Source organism: Variovorax sp. BGA-UO-ETr-C22 (assembly GCF_059567965.1).
In genome coordinates, this window is the sequence record NZ_JCAQPA010000003.1 from 60,476 (window position 1) to 80,408 (window position 19,933).

Here is a 19,933-nt window from a genome sequence, read left to right on the forward strand (position 1 = left end):
CTTTCATCATGCCCACGCCCAAGAAACTCCTGAACGCGATGCTGGACCTCGCGCCCTGGCTGGTACTGCTGTTGTTGCTCGCCGCCTTTGGCGTGGTCGACGAGCGGATCGTCTCGCGCGACAACCTGTTGGTCGTTTTGCTGCAGGCCACACCGGTCGCGATGCTCGGCATGGCCGTCTTCTGGATTCTGTTGACGGGGGAGATCGATCTCTCCGCAGGCCACTCCGTCACGTTGAGCGCAGTCATCATGGGGACGCTGATTTCCTCCGGCGTGGCGCTGCCGACGGCGCTCTGCGTCGGACTCGCAAGCTGCGTGGCGGTGGGGTGCCTCAATGGCCTGCTTGTGGCAACGATGCGCATCCCCTCGTTCATTGCAACGCTGGCGACCATGCTGATGGTGCAGGGCGCCACGCTGATCGTGGCGACCACGGGCACCATCCTCGTTCTGGACCCGACGCTGCGCGCGTTCGGCGGCCCCGCTGGGGGGAGCATTCCACCCACAATCATTTTCACCGTCGCCGTTGCCCTCATTTCCTGGTGGCTGTCCCGGCATACGAGCTTCGGCCTGAAGACCTTTGCGATCGGCTCGCACGCTGCGCGCGCTGAACTGGCGGGCATGTCTGTGGGTTTCCAGAAGCTCGGTGTCTTCCTTCTGTCGTCCGTGTATGTCTTCCTGGCCGCAACGATCATCATTGCGCGAGTGCCAGTGGTCAATCCGGGAGTGGGAGGCGTCAGCCTGCTCCTGGATGCGATCGCGGCTGCCGTCATCGGCGGGACCAGCCTGCTCGGGGGGCGGGGCACGGTGAGCGGTGTGATATGCGGCGCCATCACTATCTGCTTGCTGACCGCGGCGCTTCGCGTGCTCGGCGTCGAGCCATCGAGCCTGGATCTGTACAAGGGACTGATCATCGTCCTGATCCTGCTCGGCGATCGCGGCTTCCATGCAATGCGCGCCTTAGCGAACAGGCAAGCCCATGTCTGAGATCAGCAGCAGCGAATTGTTCGATGTCGCGATCGTGGGGGCCGGCGTCGTGGGTTGCGCTGTCGCGCGCAGGTTCGTGCTCGGCGGCGCGCGAGTGCTGCTGCTGGAGAAGGGAAACGATCTTCTTTCTGGTGCCAGCAAGGCCAACAGCGCGATTTTGCACACGGGCTTTGATGCGCCTACTGGCAGCCTCGAGCTTGCCTGTATGCAGCGGGGCTACGCCGAATACCTCGAAATCGCGCACGCTTTGAATCTTCCGATCCTCGAGACCGGCGCGCTGGTGGCAGCGTGGAACGATGAAGAGCTTGACCGGCTGGTGCAGGTTGAGGCGCAGGCCAGGGACAACGGCATCGGTGATGTGCAGCGTCTCGACCGGCCGGAAATCCTCGCTCGCGAACCGCATATCGACCCCTCGGTGCGAGGAGCGCTGCTGGTGCCTAGAGAGCATGTGATCGATCCCTGGAGTGCGCCGCTGGCCTATTTGCGCCAGGCTGTCGAGAACGGCGCTCAGGCGGTCTTCGATGCAGAGGTAATGGGTGGGGATCGAGTGGGCTCGCAATGGCAGCTGCGCACTTCGCGGGGCTGCTTTCGCGCCACCTGCGTGATCAATTGCGCCGGCCTCTGGGGCGACCGCCTGGAGGCGCTGCTCCTGGGACACGCAAGCTTCCAGATCAAGCCGCGCAAGGGGCAGTTCGTCGTGTTCGACAAATCGGCGTCGGCGTTTCTTCGCACCATCCTGTTGCCGGTGCCGAGCGAACGCACGAAAGGCATTGTCCTGACGCGCACTGCGTTCGGCAATGTGCTGGTGGGACCGACGGCCGAGGAGCAGGAAGACCGCGTCCACGCCACGGTCGAGCGCTCCGCGATGCAGATGCTCATCGAGAAGGCGGGGCAGTTGGTGCCGGCGCTGCGCGGTGTTCCCGTGACAGCCGTCTACGCCGGCTTGCGGCCCGCCACCGAAAAGAAGGAATATCGCGTGCGCCTGGATGCCGATGCCGGCTATCTCGTGGTGGGCGGGATTCGCTCAACGGGGCTGACGTCGTCGCTTGGTCTCGCGGCCCATGTGTTCGAAATGCTCGCACCGTGGTTCCACGGCTTGGTGCCGCTCGGGCACGCGCTTTGGCCGCAGGTACCCAATTTGGCCGAGCATTGCGTGCGCGACTGGGAGAAGCCGGGGGACAACGAAATCGTCTGTCACTGCGAACTCGTGACTCGGCGGGAAATCGAGGCGGCGCTGTCGGGCTCCGTGCCGGCGCTGGACCTGGGCGGTCTCAAGCGCCGCACCCGTGTCTGTATGGGGCGATGCCAGGGCTTCTACTGCAGTGCCCGTGTGGCCGAGCTGACCGCCGGGCGGTTTCGCCACCCACTGGCCGCGGCCGTACTGGATTCGCATGACTGAGGCGATCGACGTGGTGGTGATAGGTAGTGGCCCTTCGGGTATCGCGGCCGCCGTGGCGCTGCGTCGCCAAGGCGTGCGGCGGGTTGTGATCCTCGAGCGTGAAGACGTTGCGGGTGGCGTGCCTCGTCATTGCGGACATCCTCCTTTCGGCATGAGGGAGTTCGGTCGGATCTTCACGGGCCCGGCATACGCCAGGCGACTGACGGACCTGGCACACGAAGCGGGCGTTGACATCCGCATGCGCACGACCGTGGTGGCCGTGCAGCGCGACGGCGTGCTCGACATTGTCTCGCCGGCGGGACGCGACCGGCTCCGCGCGCGCCGCGTCATTCTGGCCACCGGCGCCAGGGAGGCGCCGCGATCGGCCCGATTGGTGTCAGGTGACCGGCCCATCGGGGTCATGAACACCGGCGCCCTGCAGTCGTTCGTCTATCTGCGCGGCCTCGCGCCATTCAAGCGCCCGGTCATCGTGGGGACGGAGCTTGTCTCGATCTCTGCGGTGCTGACCTGTCGCAATGCCGATATCCATCCGGTCGCGATGGTCGAATCGGCCAGTCGTCCAACCACGCGTTGGCCATTGGCTCTTTTTCCGCGCCTGCAGGGAATTCCGATGCACTATGGCGCGGAGCTCCTGGAGATCCGTGGCCGCCAGCGCGTCGAATCCGTCTTGTTGCGGCTCGCCGACGGTGGCCGAAAAGATATCGCTTGCGATGGCGTACTTTTCACCGGGCGTTTTGTGCCCGAGGCTGCGCTGGTGCGGGCGAGTCACCTTGCGCTCGATCCTGCCACCGGCGGGCCGCGTGTGGATCAACTCGGGCGCTGCTCGGACCCCTCCTTCTTCGCGACCGGCAATGTGCTGCGTCCGCTCGAAACCGCCGGCTGGTCCTTTCGCGAGGGTGCCCGCATCGGCAACGCCGTTGCTGAGGACTTGGAGCACAGATTGCCGGCCGTGGAGCGCCAGCTTGAGATCGAATGCTCGGAGGGTATCCGGTTCGTCATGCCGCAGCGAATCAGCCTGCCGTTGAGTGGCCATGGCCTGGCGGACCTGCAACTTCGCGTGAACCGCAAGGCCCGTGGCGTGCTGACCGTCAGCGCCCTTGGCCAGATGATCTGGCGCCAATCTCTGCGAAGCTTGCCGGAGCGACGGATCTTGGTGCCGCTGCGAAAATTGACTGTGCCTGATGGTGCGTCCAGACTCACCATCTCGTTGTCGGACGCCTCCGCGGGCGAGTGCAGTCTCCCCACATCATGAGTCTTTTCGCTGCCATCGACCAGGGAACCACCAGCACTCGTGTGCTAGTGGCCGGCGCAGGAGTGGCGGCACAGATCCGCCTTGCGTTGCGGCACGAGCAGCACTATCCCCATCCCGGCTGGGTGGAGCATGCGCCGCTGGAGCTTCTGGCCAACGTCGAGGCCTGCCTGCGCGCCGCGGGCGAGGTCCGGGCGATCGCGATTGCCAACCAGGGAGAAAGCTGTCTAGCCTGGGATTCGGCCACAGGCGAGCCGCTGTCGCCGGTGATCGTCTGGCAGGACAACCGCACGACGCAGCACGTCGCAGATCTGCGTGCGGCAGGCGCTGAAGCGCTGACGCTGGAGCGCGCCGGCCTGCCTTTGGACAGCTACTTCTCGGCTTCCAAGCTCGGCTGGCTGTTGCGGCATGACAGGGCCGTCGCGCGGGCCCGCAGGGCGGGGCGCCTGCGGCTTGGTACCACAGATGCTTTTCTGCTGGATCGGTTGACCGGGCAGTTTGCGACCGATGCCACCACGGCGTCGCGCACCTCGCTCATGGACCTTGTCACCGGCCAATGGGATCCGGCCCTGTGCGAACTGTTCGGCGTCCCGATGGAGTGTCTGCCCCGGATCCGGCCCACCGTGAGCGATTTCGGTACGTACCGTGGCATTCCCGTGACCGCGTCGATCGTAGACCAACAGGCCGCACTCTACGGACACGGCTGTCGCACCGCGGGAGACGCCAAGATCACATTCGGCACCGGCGCGTTCGCCCTGGCGGTGACGGGCTCGGAGATCGTGCGCACGCGTTCCCTCGGGTTGCTGCCAACGGTCGCCTGGCAGATCGGCGACCAGATGACCTATGCGCTCGACGGCGGGGTCTACGACGCCGGCTCGGCAGTCGAATGGGCTGGACGCCTCGGCTTGTACGCGGACCTTGCGGAGATCGCGGCATTCGACGCAGCGCCGGCCATCTCGCGGGGACTGGCCTTTGTCCCGGCCCTGTCGGGCCTTGCATGCCCGCACTGGGATCGTAGCGCCGCCGCCATGTGGGTCGGCATGAATGCCTCCACGACCCGTCAGGACCTGTGTCAGGCACTGCTGGAAGGTGTCGCGCTGCGCGCGGCGGAAGTGGTTCGGGCGATGGCTGGTCATGTCCAGGTGGCGACGCGCCTGACGATCGACGGCGGTCTCGCCCGCAATCCCTATTTCTGCCAGTTTCTTGCGGACGCCTTGGGAAGGACCATCGTCGTGCGTCGCTTCGACGAACTGACGGCGCTCGGCTGTGCGGCCTTGGCCGCTCGGGGCGCTGGACAGGCGCTGCCGGCGCCTGACGACGATATGAACACGGCGCGTGTGTTCGAACCACGCATCACGCCAGCCGCCGCGGGCGTCTGGCATCTTCGCTTTGCCGACGCAGTTTCAAAGACAATGGGCTGGAAGCGAGAGCCGCCCGAAACGTCCTAGTCGCAGCCACACGCAGGCGTGTTGGCGAGGCCTCGGCGTGCCATGCGCTCGAGGCCTTCCCCGACAACCGAAGAAATCACACCATGCGCCCAAGCGAAAGACGTGCGTCCATTCTCGAAATGGTTCATGAGCACAAGGACGTCTCCGTCGAGTTCCTCGCCGAGCGTTTCGAAGCGTCACACGAAACCATTCGGCGCGACCTGACGCAGTTGGCGGCCGACGGGCGCCTGCGCAAGTACCACGGCGGGGCCACGGTATCCGAGGTTTTGACGGAAGGTGCGTTCAATACGCGCGTGCACGAATTCGCACGCGAGAAGCGCGCCATCGGTCGCCGCGCGGCGGCGCTCTTTGGTGAGGGCGATACTCTGTTCATCGACACGGGTACAACGACGCTGGCCTTTGCGCAGGAACTGGCCAATACGAGCGGAATGACGATCGTGACCAACTCGGTATCGATCACCCAGTGCCTGGCGCGTGGTCCGGGCAGCAACCGAGTTTTTCTGATCGGCGGTGAGTACCGTGCGGATGCGTCCGAGAACGTCGGGCCCTTGGCGGTCGCGCAGGTCGCGCAGTTCAATGCCCGAGATGCAGTCATCACGGTCGGTGCGATCAGCGTGAATGGCTTGCTGCAAGACTATGCGCTTGAGGAAGCGGAAATCGCGAGAGCCATGATCGCGAGCGCCGAGCGCGTCACAGTCGTTGCCGATGCGTCGAAGCTCGGACGCTCCGCGCTTTTCTCTGTCTGTGGACTGGAGCGAGTTTCACGCCTTGTCGTTAATTCACCGCCGGAAGGCGCCTTGGCGGAAAAGCTCTCGGTCCTTGGTGTCGAGGTCATCGTGGCCGAGGTGCCGCGATTGCAAAGTATCGAACCAACATGAACGGTAGGTTTTTGCAGTTTGCGACGGGGCTCTGTGCCTGTAGCTCAGCGCCTGCCTCTGGAAGTCTCGTGCCATCACGCGCTCGCCAATCTCTTGAAGCACCCTCATCTTGGTCTCCACAAGGCTGCCGCGGTGATAGCCGCAGGCCATCGCCTCGTTCCACCATCGGCTGCTCGTGTCAACGATCCGTTGCAAAATACCCCAATGCGAGCACCGGCAGCGCAAATCCAATCCACGACGTGAATGTCCATCCGCCGTGCGCGTAGGCCCAGCCGCCGAGTGCTGAACCAACAGCACCGCCGAGGAAAAACGTGGTCATGTACAGGCCATTGAGTCGGGATCGGAACTCGGCACTCAGTCCGAAGATCGCGCGCTGGCCCAGTGTCATGTTGGCCGACACGCCGAAATCGAGAACGATGGCGGCCGCCACAAGCAAGCCCAGCGCCCAGTGCGATCCCGACGGCGCGATATGTGTCATCAGGAAAGCCACAGAGACCGCCAGCATGGCCACGCCCGTGGCAGGACGGCTCCAGCCACGGTCGGCTATCCGACCAGCTATCGGCGCAGCAATCGCGCCGGCGACACCCGCCAATGCGAACAGGGCGATTTCACCTTGCGACAGCCGGAATTCGGGACCGGCCAACAGAAGAGGCGTTGTCGTCCAGAACAGACTGAAAGCCGCAAACAGCGCGGCATGGTACAGCGCGCGCCGCCGCAACATTGGCGTGCTGCGGACGAGTTGAGCCATGGACGCCAGCAACTCGCCATAACGCAGACGACCGGCCGGTATCCGTGCTGGCAGCGTTATTGCAAGCACAGCGGCAAAGAGCAACATGGCGGCGGCCGAAGCAAAGAACACGACATGCCAGGAAGACATCTGAGCGATCGCGCTGGCTATCGGGCGCGCCAGCATGATGCCTAACATCAGCCCGCTCATTACGTTTCCCACCACGCGCCCGCGCACTGCCTCCGGCGCCATGTGTGCGGCGTAGGGCACCAGGACCTGCACGGCTACCGTTCCGATGCCGATCCCGAAGGCCGACAGCAGAAATGGCAAGGGATGCATGGACAGTCCCGCTCCCATGAGCGCCAGCGCGGCGATGCCCAGCAGCACCAGTGTGAGCCGACGGTTCTCGATCAGGTCGCCCAGCGGCACGATCAGCAACAAGCCCATGCCGTAGCCGATCTGCGTCAATGTCACGATCAATCCGGCCGCGTGGGCGGAGAGGCCAAGTGCTGCACTGATCGGTCCGGCCAGCGGCTGCGCGTAGTAGATATTGGCGGCGATCAAGCCACAGCCAGCGGCCAGCAAGAAGGTCAGCCAGCGAGAAACGGCCGCGTGTTCAGGCGCGGTGGTGGTCACGGATACGGGGGAATTCATTGCTTTCCTTCATTAAGGGAATGTTTATGTCCAAAATAGGCAAAAAAAATCAGTCAAGCAGCTTCACCGCGGCATCAGCTACGGCTTGCATGTCTTTCTTGCTGCGTCCCGCTTTGCCGACCACGCGCATGCCTTGCAGCAGGCAAAGCATCAGGCGTGCCGTGGTCTCGCCATCGACCCTCGGTGCAATCGAGCCATCCTTTTGCCCCTGGCGAATCAGTTCGCCTAGCAGTGCCTCGCTCCGTTCCAATGAACCGGTCACCCTCCGGGCGATTTCCGCATCGAAGGTGGCCAGTTCAGACGCCCCGCTGACCACCAGGCAACCACGTTGTCCTTCAGCACCATAGGAAGACGCCGCAAAAAAGTCCAAAGTACGGCGCAGTTGGTCGCGGCCATCATGGCCTTTGTCGATGGCCTCCCGCAGTTGCGCGTCGCGCACCGCCTTGTAGCGGTCGAACGCGGCGAGAAACACCGCGCGCTTGTCCTTGAAAGCCTTATAGACGCTGCCCGAGGCCAATTCCATCGCGGCCGTGAGGTCAGCGATGGATGTGGCGTGATAGCCCCGCTCGCAGAACACCCGCACGGCCTTGTCCAGTGCTTCTTCCATGTCGAACTCGCGCGGGCGACCACGACCTCGAGGAAGATGAGGGGAGACGGTGGGTACAGGAGCCAAGGGTGCATTATAGGGAACAAACATTCCCCAACCAAAGCCCAGCACCGACCGAGAGGTGCCGAAGCGATTACGGGGAGGTCACCTCGAAGTTCCGCTCCTGGCCGCAGCCCTGGGATGCAAGCAACCCGGTTGCGGGCTTGGTACCCACCAAGACAGGCTGATAGAACGCAGCGTCGAGTCGCTTCAAATTCTCGAAGTCAGCCTTTCGCAAAAGCGCGAAAAGACGTTCGACCGAGACTGCGTAGTACCTGGAACGCATGGAATGGGTCTTCACCAGGCCGGTGGCCAGTTCGTCTTCGACGACGAAGAAGGACAGGTCGTGGTGGTCGCTGTCGAAATCCCAGACTTGGAACAGCACGTACCGCTTGCCGTCCCTAACCCGCGCTCCATGGTGCTTGACCAGGTTCGTCCCACGCTCCTCTTTGTCATAGTTCCTGACCGTGATGACGCATCTGCCGCCGGGGCGCAAGCACGCGTGGAATTGGCGCAACGCAAGCAGCAGGTCCTCGTCGGTGAGCAGGTGAGGGACTGAGTTGTCGCACGAAATGACGAGGTCATATCCTGTACCGTGGTCCTCGTGGGCCGCGCGCATGTCGCCGACTTTGAAGTCGACGGACAAAGCGCGAAGGTCCGCTTTGCGCCGTGCACGTTCGATTTCCCTGATTGGCAGGTCTGAGTAGACGTACAGGCATTGGCGCTGTTCACTGGGGAGCGCTACCCTGCGGCCCAACGGCCAACCCCATGCACAATTCTTCATCGAAATCACTGCCGCAAGGAGCAATTTCTAATGCCGCCGCAAACACTGCAAGACGGGGTGGATTCATTCGAGGTCTCGGTGCACGGAACCGCCACAGGTTCTCCGGTCGTTCTTTTCGCCGTGGGATCGGGGGGGCAACCAGAACGTCTTTGCACGCTCCTGGACGCCTTGGCTGAGTCTGGTTGCACGGTCGTTGCACCGCATTTCGAGCGGCTGGGCTCGACTACGCCACGAGAGGAAGAGCTAATCCTCCGGGCAAGGCGCCTCTCCCTCGCACTCGACGCATTCGTTGAGCCCTCCGCAAAAGCGATAGGAGTGGGGCATTCGATTGGTGCGACCACCCTCCTCGCAATGGCAGGAGCTCAAATGTGGTTGGGGCCGGGTCGGCGCGTCAACATCGCACCAGACAGTCGCTTGGCTCGTCTAGCCCTCTTAGCGCCACCAACCGGATTCTTCCAGGCTCCGGCAGCACTTGATGCGGTGCGAATTCCAGTTTTGGCGTGGGTGGGCTCGGCGGATAGCATCACCCCTCCAGCGCAAACCGAATGGCTGGCGCGTGCCATGCGCGATTGGAGCACCGTGGATGTCCGCGTCACAGAAGGAGCCGGCCATTTCTCGTTTATGGACATTCCTCCGCCACACGCAACGGAGCCACTGCCCAACAAGCACGAGTTTCTGCGAGAGTACTCGAGCGAGATTTGCAAGTTCGTGGCTGGCTAGGCGCCTATGAGTCGCTCGCCTGGATCACATCCGCATAGGTGACAGGGGCAGCGACCACGGCCTGCTGGAGCGGTCGGTAGAACAGTATGCCGCGCGAGTCCGAGGTTCGACGGTTGAAGCGGAAGACGAACGCGTCGAGGTAGGCCTCCAAGTGTTCAGGCTGCATCGATCCGTGGCGTGTCCCCAGAATCCGCTGCTTGACCAGCGCCGCCACGCGGCGGACGCCGGCCATCGATACATGCGCCGGCACTTCCGAGCCGAGCATCACAGTGCGCTGGTGGTCGTAGCCCAAATCTTTCTGCGGCCTGCTGTAGGCACCCGAACCATCGGTGCGCACCTGGGCGCCGGGCTTGATGCTCTCCTGTGCTTCTTTTGGCCAAGTCCAACTCCATGATGCGTTGGCCGCCGTTGGCAAAGGCAACGTTCTCTCATTCCCTGGATTTCGCGTCTGGCGCGTTGCCGCAGTCCAGCGGTCGCGTCCCACGACGCTTCTTCGACTGCCTCTTCTTAAGCATGCACATCGTGTTCGGGTAATTCGAGAAATGGGAGAAGGCGCTCGAGAAGACGACTCGCAACTTCCGGGGATTCTCGGGAAGGCTCACTTGCGTTGATTTGATTTCGCCCCCCCCTACTCAGGGGGGGTGCAATCAAATCGCATGTTGTTTAATTAAATGAATGCATTGAATTAATGAATAAGTTTCATGTAATGCTATTTAATTAAATAATATGAACCGTATAAAGCTGAGCGAAATTTCTGAGGTCTGCAGGCGCACGCCATCTATTCTGATTCTTGGTACGAGTCTTACATTGGCTGCATGTGGTGGTGGTGGTGGCGGTGGAAGCAGTGGCGGCGGCATAGCAGGTCTTCCATCGGCAGGAGCACCAGCACCAGCACCAGCACCAGCACCGGCACCAGAACCAGCACCAGCACCAGCACCAGCACCAGCACCAGCACCAGCACCAGCACCAGCACCAGCACCAGCACCAGCACCAGCACCAGCACCGGCACCAGCACCCGGCGTGAGCTATCGAATCGACAAGATGGAGCTTGCACAGTCCATGGTGTTTGCATCAAGCGATGCCGCACTCGTACTAGTCTCTGATCGCGACGTGCTCGTTAAGGTGAACTTGGTTGCAGACAAGTCATCGAATAGCAAGCCGACAGGGAAGCTGCTCGTTATGGATGGTGCCGGCAAGCTTCTGCGCGAGCTGCCGTTGAAAACGCCAACAGCGGCAGTGCCAACTATTGCACCAACCCGACCAAGCTTTGCGGACAGCTTCAGCGTCACAGTTCCCGCGGAGCTCGTAGGCAGCGGGCTGCAGCTCAAGGCGCAGTTCCAACCTGCAGCCATTACGGAAGCAGTCATCGCACCTCGCGTGGGTGGCGGACGCAAGCTCACGCACGTTTCCGTTCCGATCCGTATTGGTCAAACGGTGGCGGTACCGCCGGTGAGTTCTGCCAGGGAATTGAAGGCCGCGATGCCCGTCGCTGATTTCGCACAGTCCAATCACGCGCCATACCGGTCCCAAAAAGTGCTGACGATGCCGACAACCGACGCTGAATGGAGTACAGCGTATGACCTCCTGCTGGATGAGATCAATCAGTTGCGTATCTTGGAGGGCGCCGGCACCAATAGCTACTACTACGGATGGATTCCGAAGGAGGTGCTGGGCCTGGCAGGACTGGGTTATAGGCCTGGAAAGGCGGCGGTCGGATTGGACTTTGTACGGAACCCGACCATCGGTCTGGAGACGATGGTGCACGAAGTCGGACACAACCTGAGCCTGCGGCACGCGCCTTGTGGAGGCCCGGCGAGCCCGGACCCGCAGTACCCATACGCCAATGCCGCCATGGGGGCTGGATCTCGTTTTATCTGGGGCTACAACAGCCTGAAGAATTCATTCATTGATGCCACCGCCCCCAGCGAGCACGACATCATGAGTTACTGCAGTGGGGCGTGGTTCTCGGACTATAACTACCGCCTCATGCAGGTCTATCTGACTCCCGCGGATGCGTTCGTCCAGCAGTCGAGCGACCTGAAAATTACAAAGACCAGCTTGCCTCAAGAGCTTCTTCTCGTGAGCGGATCCGTCATGGGCGATCAAGCCACGCTCAACCCGGTGAAGGCCTTTGAAGGTACAAAAAATGAGCCCGACGAAGGGCCCTATCGTCTGCGTATCACGACGGCTCAGGGGAAGACGTTCGAATATCCGTTCGCTACGCAGGAGCTGGACCATGTGCCGGGCGCCGAGCGGTTTGCTATTGCAATCCCCAACCCGGGATTGATCTCGGCGCTGGAGGTTGTTCTCAATGGCCGGGTGCTGGCGCGTCAGGCCTCATCTGCTGCTGTTTCGGGCGCTTCCAGTACACAGGAAAAGGCCGTGGTTGCGATGCTGACGTTCAGTGAGTCCGGCGGACGTCTGCGCGTGAACTGGGATGCCTCGCGCTATCCGTTCCTCACATTGACACACGTGGGGACTAAACGCACCACACTCGCTCTTGACGCACAGGGCGGACGCCTGGATCTGGAGCTATTAGGCGTCCCCACCGGAGGGCAATACGAGTTCGGCTTGTCTGACGGCGTCAATACCACCCGGGAAACGCGTTCGCGATAGGCGCGACCGCGTCGGCGTGTCCCTGAGCCGGTTGGTGCGCGTGGGCGTCTCTGTCCACGTTCGCGCCGGTCATCGCATGCAAGACCCTCCCCGAGGGGCGGTGGTTTTTATACGGCTTCCTTCTACTTGGCCAAACGGCTGCGTAGCACCCAAGAGTAATTCCGATGAGATCTTTGAATCGACGAACGACCCCTTCACTTTTATTCGCGATCTGCGCACTGGTCTTGTCCGCATGCGGAGGTGGATCATCCGGAGGCCCTTCGGGCGGATTTCCTCCTTCCGTGACGGGCCCTGCCGGGCCAGTAACCTCTATAGATGGAGAGGATTCGCCCGCCCCCGTCGTTCCTCCGAAAGAAGCCAGTGCCTTGCCTTGGAGTGAGGGCGAACTGGCATACGCCTTGGCCACGCCTCCGGCGCGTTGGTTCTACGACATCACGGCCGCGAGCACGGCGCGGGGGTTGCGCAACGACCTCAGCGGTGCGCTGGTGGGGGAGGTGCAGTTTGTCCAGAGTCACGCCGCTGCGCCTGCAGGCAACGATGCGCGTGAGTTGCCACGGCCGGTAGCGCTGCGTGAAGCGCTTGTGTTGTTGCTGACGGACGGCAAGCCGGCTGGCGCCGACCCGGTCAAGGACAAGATGCTCGTGACAGCTCGCCGCAATGGGGTGGTTCTGGGCACTCAACGGATGCGTCCGCCTGTGCTCTTGCCGCGCAGCGACAACGGCGCCATGGACGGCAGAGGAGACGTTGGCTATTCCAAGCGAGCTTGGTCCTCCGTCCTGCCTTATGAATGGATGCGGCCGGGCCTCGAGCTTGAGTTTTCGTTCGTTGCAGCTTCCGGCGACTCGTCGTCAGGCAAGCTTGCTGCCAACAGTATTGAATTCGGCGCGCCCACCGAGTTGGTGGTGCAAAACATTCGCCTGGGCATGCTCACGCCGCCGAATGCCAAGACGGGTTATCTAATGCAGCAACCCGAACGCGCAGGTACGGACTATTTCCAAACGCTCCCGATCTCGCGTCTCACCGTTGCCCAGTACCAAGATGTGCAACTCGACAGGGTCATCGTATCGACCGGAGGCGGCGCCATCTACACAACGAGCAACCCCAGCCCTCAAAACGGCGGCGTTTACGATGGCGACATGCGCGAGGACGTGGCCAAGGTCCAGGTAGCACAAGGCATCAATCTCGCGAACTATGGACTCGTCGACTCGCTGATCAACGAGACCTCTCCTGAGACATTCAGTCAGCGCGTCGTGCATCATGCACGTGGTCTGTACGCCAACGGGGTCGTGGACCACGGCCTGTCGGGTGGCAATGGAATGATCACGCTCTACAACTCCATCGGCAATGAGTTCTCCCATGAAATGGGGCACAGCTACGGGTTGGGGCATTACCCGGGGCTGTCTGCAGACGCCAAGAATCCTGTCCACCATGCTGACAGCGGATGGGGCTATATCGGTTGGCGCCAGCGCCTGCGAGGCAATCTCAAATGGAACAGCGCGTTCGATCCCCGCGGAACAGATAACAGTGGGAGCAGCTACTACAGCGGAAACTTTGATGGTGTCTTCAATTACGGCGCCGATGCGATGTCGGGAGGCTCAACGCAATCGGCCTTTTCGCAATACACCCACCATACGGGATACTCAGCGCGGCGCATCCAGTCCTATCTATCCACCGCGCGATCGGGTGGCGCCCGCGCCATACCGGATCCAACCTACCCCAGCGGATGGCGGGCGTGGGACTCTGCGTCAGGCGAATGGGTGGACAGAAGCAGACTGTCTCCCGCCTTTTCTGCCCCCAAGCCCAGCGCGGCGGGTGTTTCCGTTGTGACGATCCTTGGGGGCTACCAGACAGTCAATCCAGGGCTGAACCTGGTGTACCCAGGCTTCTTTGGAAGCTGGGGTGTTGTATACGACAACTTGGCGCAGCCGTCATCGGAAGAGGGCGCTTGCTGGCTCGAGGTCTCTTTGGCCAGTGGCACTCCCCTGCGCGTTGCGTTAACCCCCAGCAAGTCTGCGTCGGAGCCGCCTCGAAAGTTTCATTTGAACGTGGCTGCAAGCCGGCAGCCGCGCGAAGCAGCAATCAAATGTCGCACCGCTGTCGGAGAGACGACCCTCGCTCAACAAGCACTGGGTGCGCCGGTCGCTCCCTTTCCCGCAACGGTCGATGTGGGCATGGAGCACGGAATGACGGCGCTGCGCGATATGGAGCTCGCACAACTGAACAGTCTTCTCGAAAAGAAGACTGTGGGCAGCGTGCTCAACGCCGATCAGCAGGAAATATTGCTCCAATGGCGCAATCAACTCAATTCGATGTCGGTGGCTTCTCAAGCTTGGATCAAAGACTGGCTGGAGGTACGCGAAAAGACGCTCTTGCTCAATGCCCATGTTCGCACTGAGCGAGGCCTTTTGCAGCCCACTGCGAGCGCAACGGGTGTCGCACAGTTGCGAAAGCAAGCTGTCGCGTTGGGTTTGATCGACAACCAAGGGACTCTGCTAAAACCGACTTCGGCAGCACTCAGACTGCAGAGTAACGGCTCGTGCCTGTCCATCGACGATCCCGGATCGGACATGCCGAAATTGCTGAGCGAGTCCGCACAAACCTGCAAAAGCTCTGCACAACAGCAATGGTGGATGGACGGTCAAGGGCGAATCCACAATGCGGCTCGTCCAGACCTCTGTTTGCGAACTGACGGCGGATGGTACAGCGCCATCACGCTTGGGGCGTGCCAACTACAAGATCGAGGACAGGCTTTCGTTCAACAAGAAAGTGGACGCCTTCAGGCAGTCAACTACGACAATCGGTCCATCGAGGCGGGTAGTCCGGTTCACATCATGAATAACGATGAAAGTAGCTCAAAAAGTTGGAGCAAACTGCCATCCGATTCACGCGCACTTTGGACGTTGCTTGAGTCCGATAGCCTGCTCGCGCTATGGCGTCAGTTTGGCGCGGAGGCGAAGCCCTAACGCGAAGTTCGACACCCCTGGGCGAGATGCGGGGTATCGTTGAAAGCGTTCTGGCACGGCAGATCGCTGCCGTCGCGTCGATGGGGCAATGGCAAGAGGTATTTCAGTTGCTGTTTGGTGCGTCCGAGCGCCGGTCGATGCTGACAGCCCTTGGGGAAAAAAGTTGCCGCGGTAATTCTGATACGGCCAAAGACGGTGAATCCGAGCTTGGCGTTGCGGCTCACGCTCCAGACGCCGGCTCGAGTGCACTCGCGTCAGATAGCCATAGATGTAGATCTTCAGCAGCACTGCTGGGTGCTATGAAGGTCGACCAATGACAGCCGGCTGTGCACCGTCAAAGCCAGGTTCCTGCAGCCTTAGCTCATCGACGAAGACGTCGACGACACGCACTGGATTTTCCTCGGCAATGTAGTCGTCAAGGCACTAAGGCAGCAGCGCGACCTGGCTGCGACTCTCGCCTTCGATGAATCTCTTCATGAGCTACCCCGCTGAGAACAGGGGTCTCAATTCCATTTGTTGGTGCCGGTTTGCCGACGCGTTCTCACACAGCCTCAGTCTCAAGCTAACGTTTATCTTCGAAGTCACTTTCGGTAAAGAAACTCAGTGATCGCGCTCCCGAAGATCTGCATTCCTTCACTGATTTCCACCTCGGTCAGGCTCGCATAACCGACCACGAAACCCGCGGGTCGTGGCGGTCGCTGTTCGCCCTGCGCGAAGAGCGGAGAAATCGGATAGATGCCGACACCGCGCTGCTTCGCAAGCAGCACCAGCGGCGTCTCCTGATCGGGACGCAAGGATGGAATCCAGATCACCACGTGCAGTCCTGCGGCGCTTCCCGTGACAACGGCATCGCCTGGCAAGCAGTGCTCGATCGCCGCGAGGAGCGCGACCAGTCTGCGCTCGTTGGTACGCCGGATCCTGCGGATGTGCCGTTCGTAGGCGCCACTATCGATCAGCGCTGAGAGCACCCGTTGCTCGAGCACGGGCGCGTGGCGATCTGCAAGCCGTTTGGCTTGCCTGAACACCGGCACCAGCGCCCGCGGCAAGATCAGATAGCCCAGCCGAAGCTGTGGCGAGAGCGCCTTGGAGAAGGTGCCGATGTAGATCACCCGGCCCTCGTTGTCGATGGACTGCAGTGCGTCGATGGGCCGCTGCCGGTAGCGGAACTCGCCGTCGTAGTCGTCTTCGACGATCCACGCCAGGCACCGTTTCGCCCATGCGAGCAGCTCCAGTCGTCGGCCTGCGGGGAGTACGCCGCCAAGCGGGAACTGATGCGACGGCGTCACGTAGGCAAGGCGTGGCCGGCCCGTCTCGGGCAGGCATGCGGTCTGCAGTCCCTGAGCATCCACGGGCACGAGCAGCGCCTTCGCCCCGGTCGCCTCGAAGCAGCGTCGCGCCATCAGGTAGCCGGGTTCCTCGAAGACGAACGTATCCCCGGCGTCGAGCAGCAACCGGGCGCAAAGGTCGATGCCCTGCTGCGAGCCATGCACGATCACGATCTGGTCGGCGTCGCAGCTGAGGCCGCGTGCACGTTGCAGGTAGCCGCGCAGCGACGTACGCAAGGACTCCTCGCCCTCCGCCGGGATGTAGCGCAGGCTGTGCTGTGGGCGCAGCAGTTCGGCTTGGTATGCACGACGCCATGCTTGCGCAGGGAAGTCGCGTGCAGCGATCGCGCCATAGAGAAAATCGATGCGGGCTGAAGGCGCATCAGGAGGCGCCGGCACGTCGATGTCGGCGACACGTCTTCCAAACGCAGACAAAGCGATGTCTTTGGTGCCGGCGTCCGGGATCGGGCGACCGTGAACCGTCGGCGCCACGTGGCTCGCCACACGTGCTGCTCGCCCGACCGCGGTCACCAGATATCCCTCGGCAGCAAGCTGCTCGAACGCCGCAGTCACGGTCGTGCGGGACACGCACAGCTCGGCCGCCAGAGCCCTCGTGGAGGGCAATTTCGCGCCAGCGGGCAGCGATCCGTCGGCCATCTGCCCGCGCAGCGTGCCGTAGACACGACGCCCGCTGCCAGGTGCCTCAGTGGTTTGCTTGGAGCGCAAAGAAAAAAACTGGTCCATCGAAAAGTTATAAAACTGGTTCTTCTCATTGTGCCGCTTCGGAACGACAGTAGAGGACCCACCTTTGCTGCCAGATACCGATGTACATCCCTCCGCACTTCGCCGTGATCAGCCAGGAGCCGCTCCACCGGCTCATTCGAGACAACCCGCTCGGCACGCTCGTGACGCACGGGCCTTCGGGCCTGGACGCGGACCATGTGCCCTTCGAACTCGATCCGGAGGTAGGCCCGCATGGCTTGCTGCTGGCGCATGTGGCGCGCGCGAACCCCGTGTGGCAATGCAACCCGACCGGAAGCCAGGTCATGGTGGTCTTCCGAGGTGCACAGGCATACATCTCGCCTAACTGGTATCCGACAAAACATGAGGCGCACCGTCAGGTGCCGACCTGGAACTACGAGGTGGTCCACGCGCACGGCGTCCTGACCGTTCAGGACAATGAGCGCTTCGTGCGTCGGATGGTTGCGCGATTGACCCGGCGGCACGAGGCGGATGAAGCGAAGCCTTGGAAGATGAGCGACTCGGCTCCCGAATTCCTCGACGTCCTGCTCCAGAGCATCGTGGGCATCGAGATCGCCATCACCTCACTCGTCGGCAAGTTCAAGCTGAGCCAGAACAAGGAGCCGCGCGATCGTGCTGGAGCTTCCGATGCGCTGGAGGCACGAGGGCATGTCGATCTGGCTGCGCTCATGCGGCCGAATCACTCATGAACCGGCCGCGACCGAATGCAAATGTTCTTCCTCGCTTTTCTTGGCACGGCCACGGTGCTCGCCCTCACGCCCGGGCCGGGCACATAGCCTACGCCGTGGCGCGAACCGTTGGCGGTGGACGTGCCGAGGGGCTGGCCTTATGCCTGGGAACAGGCATCGGCCGCCCGTTCCACGTTCTTGCGGCTGCCTTCGGTTTGTCCGTCCTGATCGCGCAGTCGACCGTGGCTTTCGGCATGGTCAAGTACATTGGCGTCGCCTACCTTGTCTGTCTCGGAGTCCGCATGCTGACCAGCAAGACGCAGGATTCGAGTGCCGTGTGCGTGAAGTCGAAGGGCGTTCGAAGAGCGCTCGCTGAAGGGATTGCGGTCGAGGCTTTGAATGTGAAGACCACGCTCTTCTTCCTTGCCCTCTTGCCACAGTTGGTCTCACCGTCAGCGCCGTTCACGGCTCAGGTCGTGTTGCTCGGCAGCATTTGTGTTGCACTGAACACACGTGCTCGCCTGACAACACGGCGTGCGAAAGCTTCTTCTGCCGGCTGAAAATGGAACTGTTCGACGCTCGAGACTGGAGGATCGCCCCGGTCGAGCAGTTCATCAAAGAAGTTGATTCCTACATCCACCGCTACAACGAGAAGCGGATCAAGATCTCCCTTGGTTCTCTCTCTCAGCCCGATCGAATACCGAAAAAGTCTCGGACTTGCGACATGAAACCAATCCAGGTTCTTATCCGCACTCCCTCAAGAATAGTTCAACAAACTTCCAACTCGCCACACTGGGACCGGAGCTCCTCCATTGCCCCGATGCGGGCCTTCTGGTCTTCCTGGCCTATGCCATCGGCAAGGTGGTCTGCATCGATACCCGTTGGTTGAAGGCGTCAAACCACTTCGCGCTGTTCGGTGCCTGGGCGCGCCAGTCCACCGAGGGAAAGCGGAAGTCCATGTAGCCCAGCGCGCAACCGAAGGCGATGGTGCCGATGTCGACGCGCTCGCCGAACGACGGCGCCGCCGCTTCGAGCCATTCGAGGCCGGTGCGCACCTTGTCGAGTTGGCCGTCGGTCCAGTCGCTCCAGCGCAGCGCCTCGGGGCGCAGCATGGTCTCGTAGCGTGCGAGCAGCGCGGCGCCGGTCATGCCGTCGGCCAGCGACAGCTCGGTCAGGCGCTCCCAGCGCGCAGGCCCGGTGGCCGGGAACAGGCTGCCGCCGTGTGTCGTGTCGAGGTACTCGCAGATCACGCGACTGTCGAACAGCACCTGGCCGTCGTCGGTGAGGAAGGTTGGCACCTGGCCCAGCGGGTTGTTCGGGAGGATGCTCGCGTCGCGCTTCACCGGGCCGGCCGCGCTGGGCAGCTTCTCGATGCGATCGGCCACGCCCAGTTCGTGGGCCACGACCATGCACTTGCGCACGAAGGGAGACGCGGGGGAGAAGAAGATTTTCATGAAGGTGAGAGCTTGTGTCAGGCGCGTGCCACGATAACTAAACCGAAACCAATGCCCTTTCAGGGGCAGTTTTTTAGCTGCTTTGTGTCGAGACTCCAAATGACAGCGTCACTCGTCGACACTGCCACTGCACCGGCCGCCAGTGCGCCGCGCACGTCGTTTTGCGTGCTCACGAAACCCGAGGCAATGATGGGTGGCAAGGCGTTGCGCTCCTTGATGGCGATGTGTGGGAGCATGGGCGCAGGCATCAGCTGAACCAGATTGGGATCGCTCTGCTCCACTGCCTTCACACTGCGCGGCCAGGTCGAGCGGTCGGTCACGAACACCTTCTGTATGGTCATCAGGCCAGCCCGGTTTGCGCGTTGGATGGTGGCCACGCGGGTAGACACCAGGCTGGTCGCGCCGATCTCGGCCAGATATTCGACGCCGCCCTTGTCTGGTGAGATGCCCTCGCAACTGTCGATGTTGACGATCACGATCTTGTCGGCGCGCGTGATGATCCCCACCACGGCATGCAGCTTGCGCAGTTCCACGTTCGCGACGATGGCGATCTCGCTTGGGCTGTCGAGGAAGGCGTCAATCTGCTCCGTCCCATAGAGCGTCGCAATGATCGGGTGCCGCGCAAGGCGCGCGCCGAGGGAGCGGTCCATTCGATGA

At 62.1% G+C, this 19,933-nt stretch carries 16 protein-coding genes and 4 pseudogenes; 10 read left to right on the forward strand and 10 right to left on the reverse strand.

What is annotated here, in order from left to right; genetic code table 11:
* The first annotated feature begins 8 nt into the window (after nt 1-8).
* From AC57B8_RS00305 to AC57B8_RS00325, 5 genes are all read left to right on the forward strand, one after another.
* Entirely contained in the window at nt 9-983 is a 975-nt protein-coding gene (locus tag AC57B8_RS00305) for an ABC transporter permease (protein WP_496478279.1), read from the forward strand.
* A complete protein-coding gene (locus AC57B8_RS00310) occupies nt 976-2,382 on the forward strand; it encodes an NAD(P)/FAD-dependent oxidoreductase (RefSeq protein WP_496478280.1) in 1,407 nt (468 codons plus the stop codon). The genes AC57B8_RS00305 and AC57B8_RS00310 overlap by 8 nt, the downstream gene beginning before the upstream one ends.
* Complete coding sequence (locus AC57B8_RS00315) at nt 2,375-3,634, forward strand: NAD(P)/FAD-dependent oxidoreductase (RefSeq protein ID WP_496478281.1); 1,260 nt, start codon at nt 2,375-2,377, stop codon at nt 3,632-3,634. Before AC57B8_RS00310 ends, AC57B8_RS00315 begins: the two co-directional genes overlap by 8 nt.
* The gene (locus AC57B8_RS00320) at nt 3,631-5,079 is read left to right on the forward strand and encodes an FGGY family carbohydrate kinase (RefSeq protein ID WP_496478282.1); all 1,449 of its coding nucleotides are present in this window, start codon (nt 3,631-3,633) and stop codon (nt 5,077-5,079) included. The genes AC57B8_RS00315 and AC57B8_RS00320 overlap by 4 nt, the downstream gene beginning before the upstream one ends.
* A gap of 83 nt (nt 5,080-5,162) precedes the next feature.
* On the forward strand, nt 5,163-5,957 hold the full coding sequence (locus tag AC57B8_RS00325; protein WP_496478283.1) for a DeoR/GlpR family DNA-binding transcription regulator: 795 nt from the start codon (nt 5,163-5,165) through the stop codon (nt 5,955-5,957).
* 178 nt (nt 5,958-6,135) lie between these two features.
* On the opposite strand, the gene AC57B8_RS00330 is transcribed toward AC57B8_RS00325, so the two are convergent.
* The 5 genes and pseudogenes from AC57B8_RS00330 to AC57B8_RS00350 all read right to left on the reverse strand — a co-directional run bounded on the left by AC57B8_RS00330 (nt 6,136) and on the right by AC57B8_RS00350 (nt 10,503).
* A complete protein-coding gene (locus AC57B8_RS00330; protein WP_496478284.1) occupies nt 6,136-7,338 on the reverse strand; it encodes an MFS transporter in 1,203 nt (400 codons plus the stop codon).
* A gap of 49 nt (nt 7,339-7,387) precedes the next feature.
* A complete protein-coding gene (locus AC57B8_RS00335) occupies nt 7,388-7,945 on the reverse strand; it encodes a TetR/AcrR family transcriptional regulator (protein WP_496478285.1) in 558 nt (185 codons plus the stop codon).
* Between the two features lie 133 nt (nt 7,946-8,078).
* Nucleotides 8,079-8,768, reverse strand: coding sequence for a class I SAM-dependent methyltransferase (locus tag AC57B8_RS00340; RefSeq protein ID WP_496478327.1), 690 nt, complete (start codon nt 8,766-8,768; stop codon nt 8,079-8,081).
* Between the two features lie 724 nt (nt 8,769-9,492).
* Nucleotides 9,493-9,852, reverse strand: a pseudogene (locus AC57B8_RS00345) (transposase); the annotation flags it as partial.
* A gap of 438 nt (nt 9,853-10,290) precedes the next feature.
* Nucleotides 10,291-10,503 carry a hypothetical protein gene (locus AC57B8_RS00350; protein ID WP_496478286.1) on the reverse strand — a complete coding sequence of 71 codons (213 nt, stop codon included), beginning with the start codon at nt 10,501-10,503 and terminating at the stop codon, nt 10,291-10,293.
* A gap of 5 nt (nt 10,504-10,508) precedes the next feature.
* Between AC57B8_RS00350 and AC57B8_RS00355 the strand changes: the two genes are divergently transcribed.
* Nucleotides 10,509-12,104: a M66 family metalloprotease gene (locus tag AC57B8_RS00355; protein ID WP_496478287.1), complete on the forward strand. Its 1,596-nt coding sequence runs from the start codon at nt 10,509-10,511 to the stop codon at nt 12,102-12,104.
* A gap of 398 nt (nt 12,105-12,502) precedes the next feature.
* Nucleotides 12,503-15,067, forward strand: a complete 2,565-nt coding sequence (locus tag AC57B8_RS00360; RefSeq protein WP_496478288.1) for a M66 family metalloprotease — start codon at nt 12,503-12,505, stop codon at nt 15,065-15,067.
* On the opposite strand, the gene AC57B8_RS00365 is transcribed toward AC57B8_RS00360, so the two are convergent.
* The 3 genes and pseudogenes from AC57B8_RS00365 to pdxR all read right to left on the reverse strand — a co-directional run bounded on the left by AC57B8_RS00365 (nt 15,064) and on the right by pdxR (nt 17,136).
* Complete coding sequence (locus AC57B8_RS00365; RefSeq protein ID WP_496478328.1) at nt 15,064-15,291, reverse strand: hypothetical protein; 228 nt, start codon at nt 15,289-15,291, stop codon at nt 15,064-15,066. The two genes, AC57B8_RS00360 and AC57B8_RS00365, sit on opposite strands and share 4 nt — an antisense overlap.
* Nucleotides 15,266-15,544: pseudogene (locus tag AC57B8_RS00370) on the reverse strand (transposase); the annotation flags it as partial. The pseudogene AC57B8_RS00370 and the gene AC57B8_RS00365, both read right to left, overlap by 26 nt.
* 104 nt (nt 15,545-15,648) lie before the next feature.
* On the reverse strand, nt 15,649-17,136 hold the full coding sequence (pdxR, locus tag AC57B8_RS00375; protein WP_496478289.1) for a MocR-like pyridoxine biosynthesis transcription factor PdxR: 1,488 nt from the start codon (nt 17,134-17,136) through the stop codon (nt 15,649-15,651).
* 80 nt (nt 17,137-17,216) lie between these two features.
* Between pdxR and AC57B8_RS00380 the strand changes: the two genes are divergently transcribed.
* From AC57B8_RS00380 to AC57B8_RS00390, 3 genes and pseudogenes are all read left to right on the forward strand, one after another.
* Nucleotides 17,217-17,843 (forward strand): FMN-binding negative transcriptional regulator, encoded by a 627-nt coding sequence (locus tag AC57B8_RS00380; RefSeq protein ID WP_496478290.1) that lies wholly within the window; start codon nt 17,217-17,219, stop codon nt 17,841-17,843.
* Between the two features lie 21 nt (nt 17,844-17,864).
* Nucleotides 17,865-18,334 (forward strand): annotated as a pseudogene (locus AC57B8_RS00385) (LysE family translocator); the annotation flags it as partial.
* 2 nt (nt 18,335-18,336) lie between these two features.
* A pseudogene (locus tag AC57B8_RS00390) lies at nt 18,337-18,550 on the forward strand (IS3 family transposase); the annotation flags it as partial.
* Between the two features lie 117 nt (nt 18,551-18,667).
* Here the strand turns inward: AC57B8_RS00390 and AC57B8_RS00395 are convergent.
* Nucleotides 18,668-19,276: a glutathione S-transferase gene (locus AC57B8_RS00395; RefSeq protein ID WP_496478291.1), complete on the reverse strand. Its 609-nt coding sequence runs from the start codon at nt 19,274-19,276 to the stop codon at nt 18,668-18,670.
* Between the two features lie 59 nt (nt 19,277-19,335).
* Nucleotides 19,336-19,926 (reverse strand): glycerol-3-phosphate responsive antiterminator, encoded by a 591-nt coding sequence (locus AC57B8_RS00400; protein WP_496478292.1) that lies wholly within the window; start codon nt 19,924-19,926, stop codon nt 19,336-19,338.
* Nucleotides 19,927-19,933: the final 7 nt, after the last annotated feature.

Bases quoted from the DNA above. Each gene is read 5' to 3' on its own strand.
- AC57B8_RS00330 (WP_496478284.1), bottom strand. From the start codon at position 7,338: ATGAATTCCCCCGTATCCGTGACCACCACCGCGCCTGAACACGCGGCC.
- AC57B8_RS00340 (WP_496478327.1), bottom strand. From the start codon at position 8,768: ATGAAGAATTGTGCATGGGGTTGGCCGTTGGGCCGCAGGGTAGCGCTC.
- AC57B8_RS00325 (WP_496478283.1), top strand. From the start codon at position 5,163: ATGCGCCCAAGCGAAAGACGTGCGTCCATTCTCGAAATGGTTCATGAG.
- AC57B8_RS00310 (WP_496478280.1), top strand. From the start codon at position 976: ATGTCTGAGATCAGCAGCAGCGAATTGTTCGATGTCGCGATCGTGGGG.
- AC57B8_RS00395 (WP_496478291.1), bottom strand. From the start codon at position 19,276: ATGAAAATCTTCTTCTCCCCCGCGTCTCCCTTCGTGCGCAAGTGCATG.
- AC57B8_RS00315 (WP_496478281.1), top strand. From the start codon at position 2,375: ATGACTGAGGCGATCGACGTGGTGGTGATAGGTAGTGGCCCTTCGGGT.
- AC57B8_RS00400 (WP_496478292.1), bottom strand. From the start codon at position 19,926: ATGGACCGCTCCCTCGGCGCGCGCCTTGCGCGGCACCCGATCATTGCG.
- AC57B8_RS00380 (WP_496478290.1), top strand. From the start codon at position 17,217: ATGTACATCCCTCCGCACTTCGCCGTGATCAGCCAGGAGCCGCTCCAC.
- AC57B8_RS00305 (WP_496478279.1), top strand. From the start codon at position 9: ATGCCCACGCCCAAGAAACTCCTGAACGCGATGCTGGACCTCGCGCCC.
- pdxR (WP_496478289.1), bottom strand. From the start codon at position 17,136: ATGGACCAGTTTTTTTCTTTGCGCTCCAAGCAAACCACTGAGGCACCT.
- AC57B8_RS00335 (WP_496478285.1), bottom strand. From the start codon at position 7,945: ATGGAAGAAGCACTGGACAAGGCCGTGCGGGTGTTCTGCGAGCGGGGC.
- AC57B8_RS00320 (WP_496478282.1), top strand. From the start codon at position 3,631: ATGAGTCTTTTCGCTGCCATCGACCAGGGAACCACCAGCACTCGTGTG.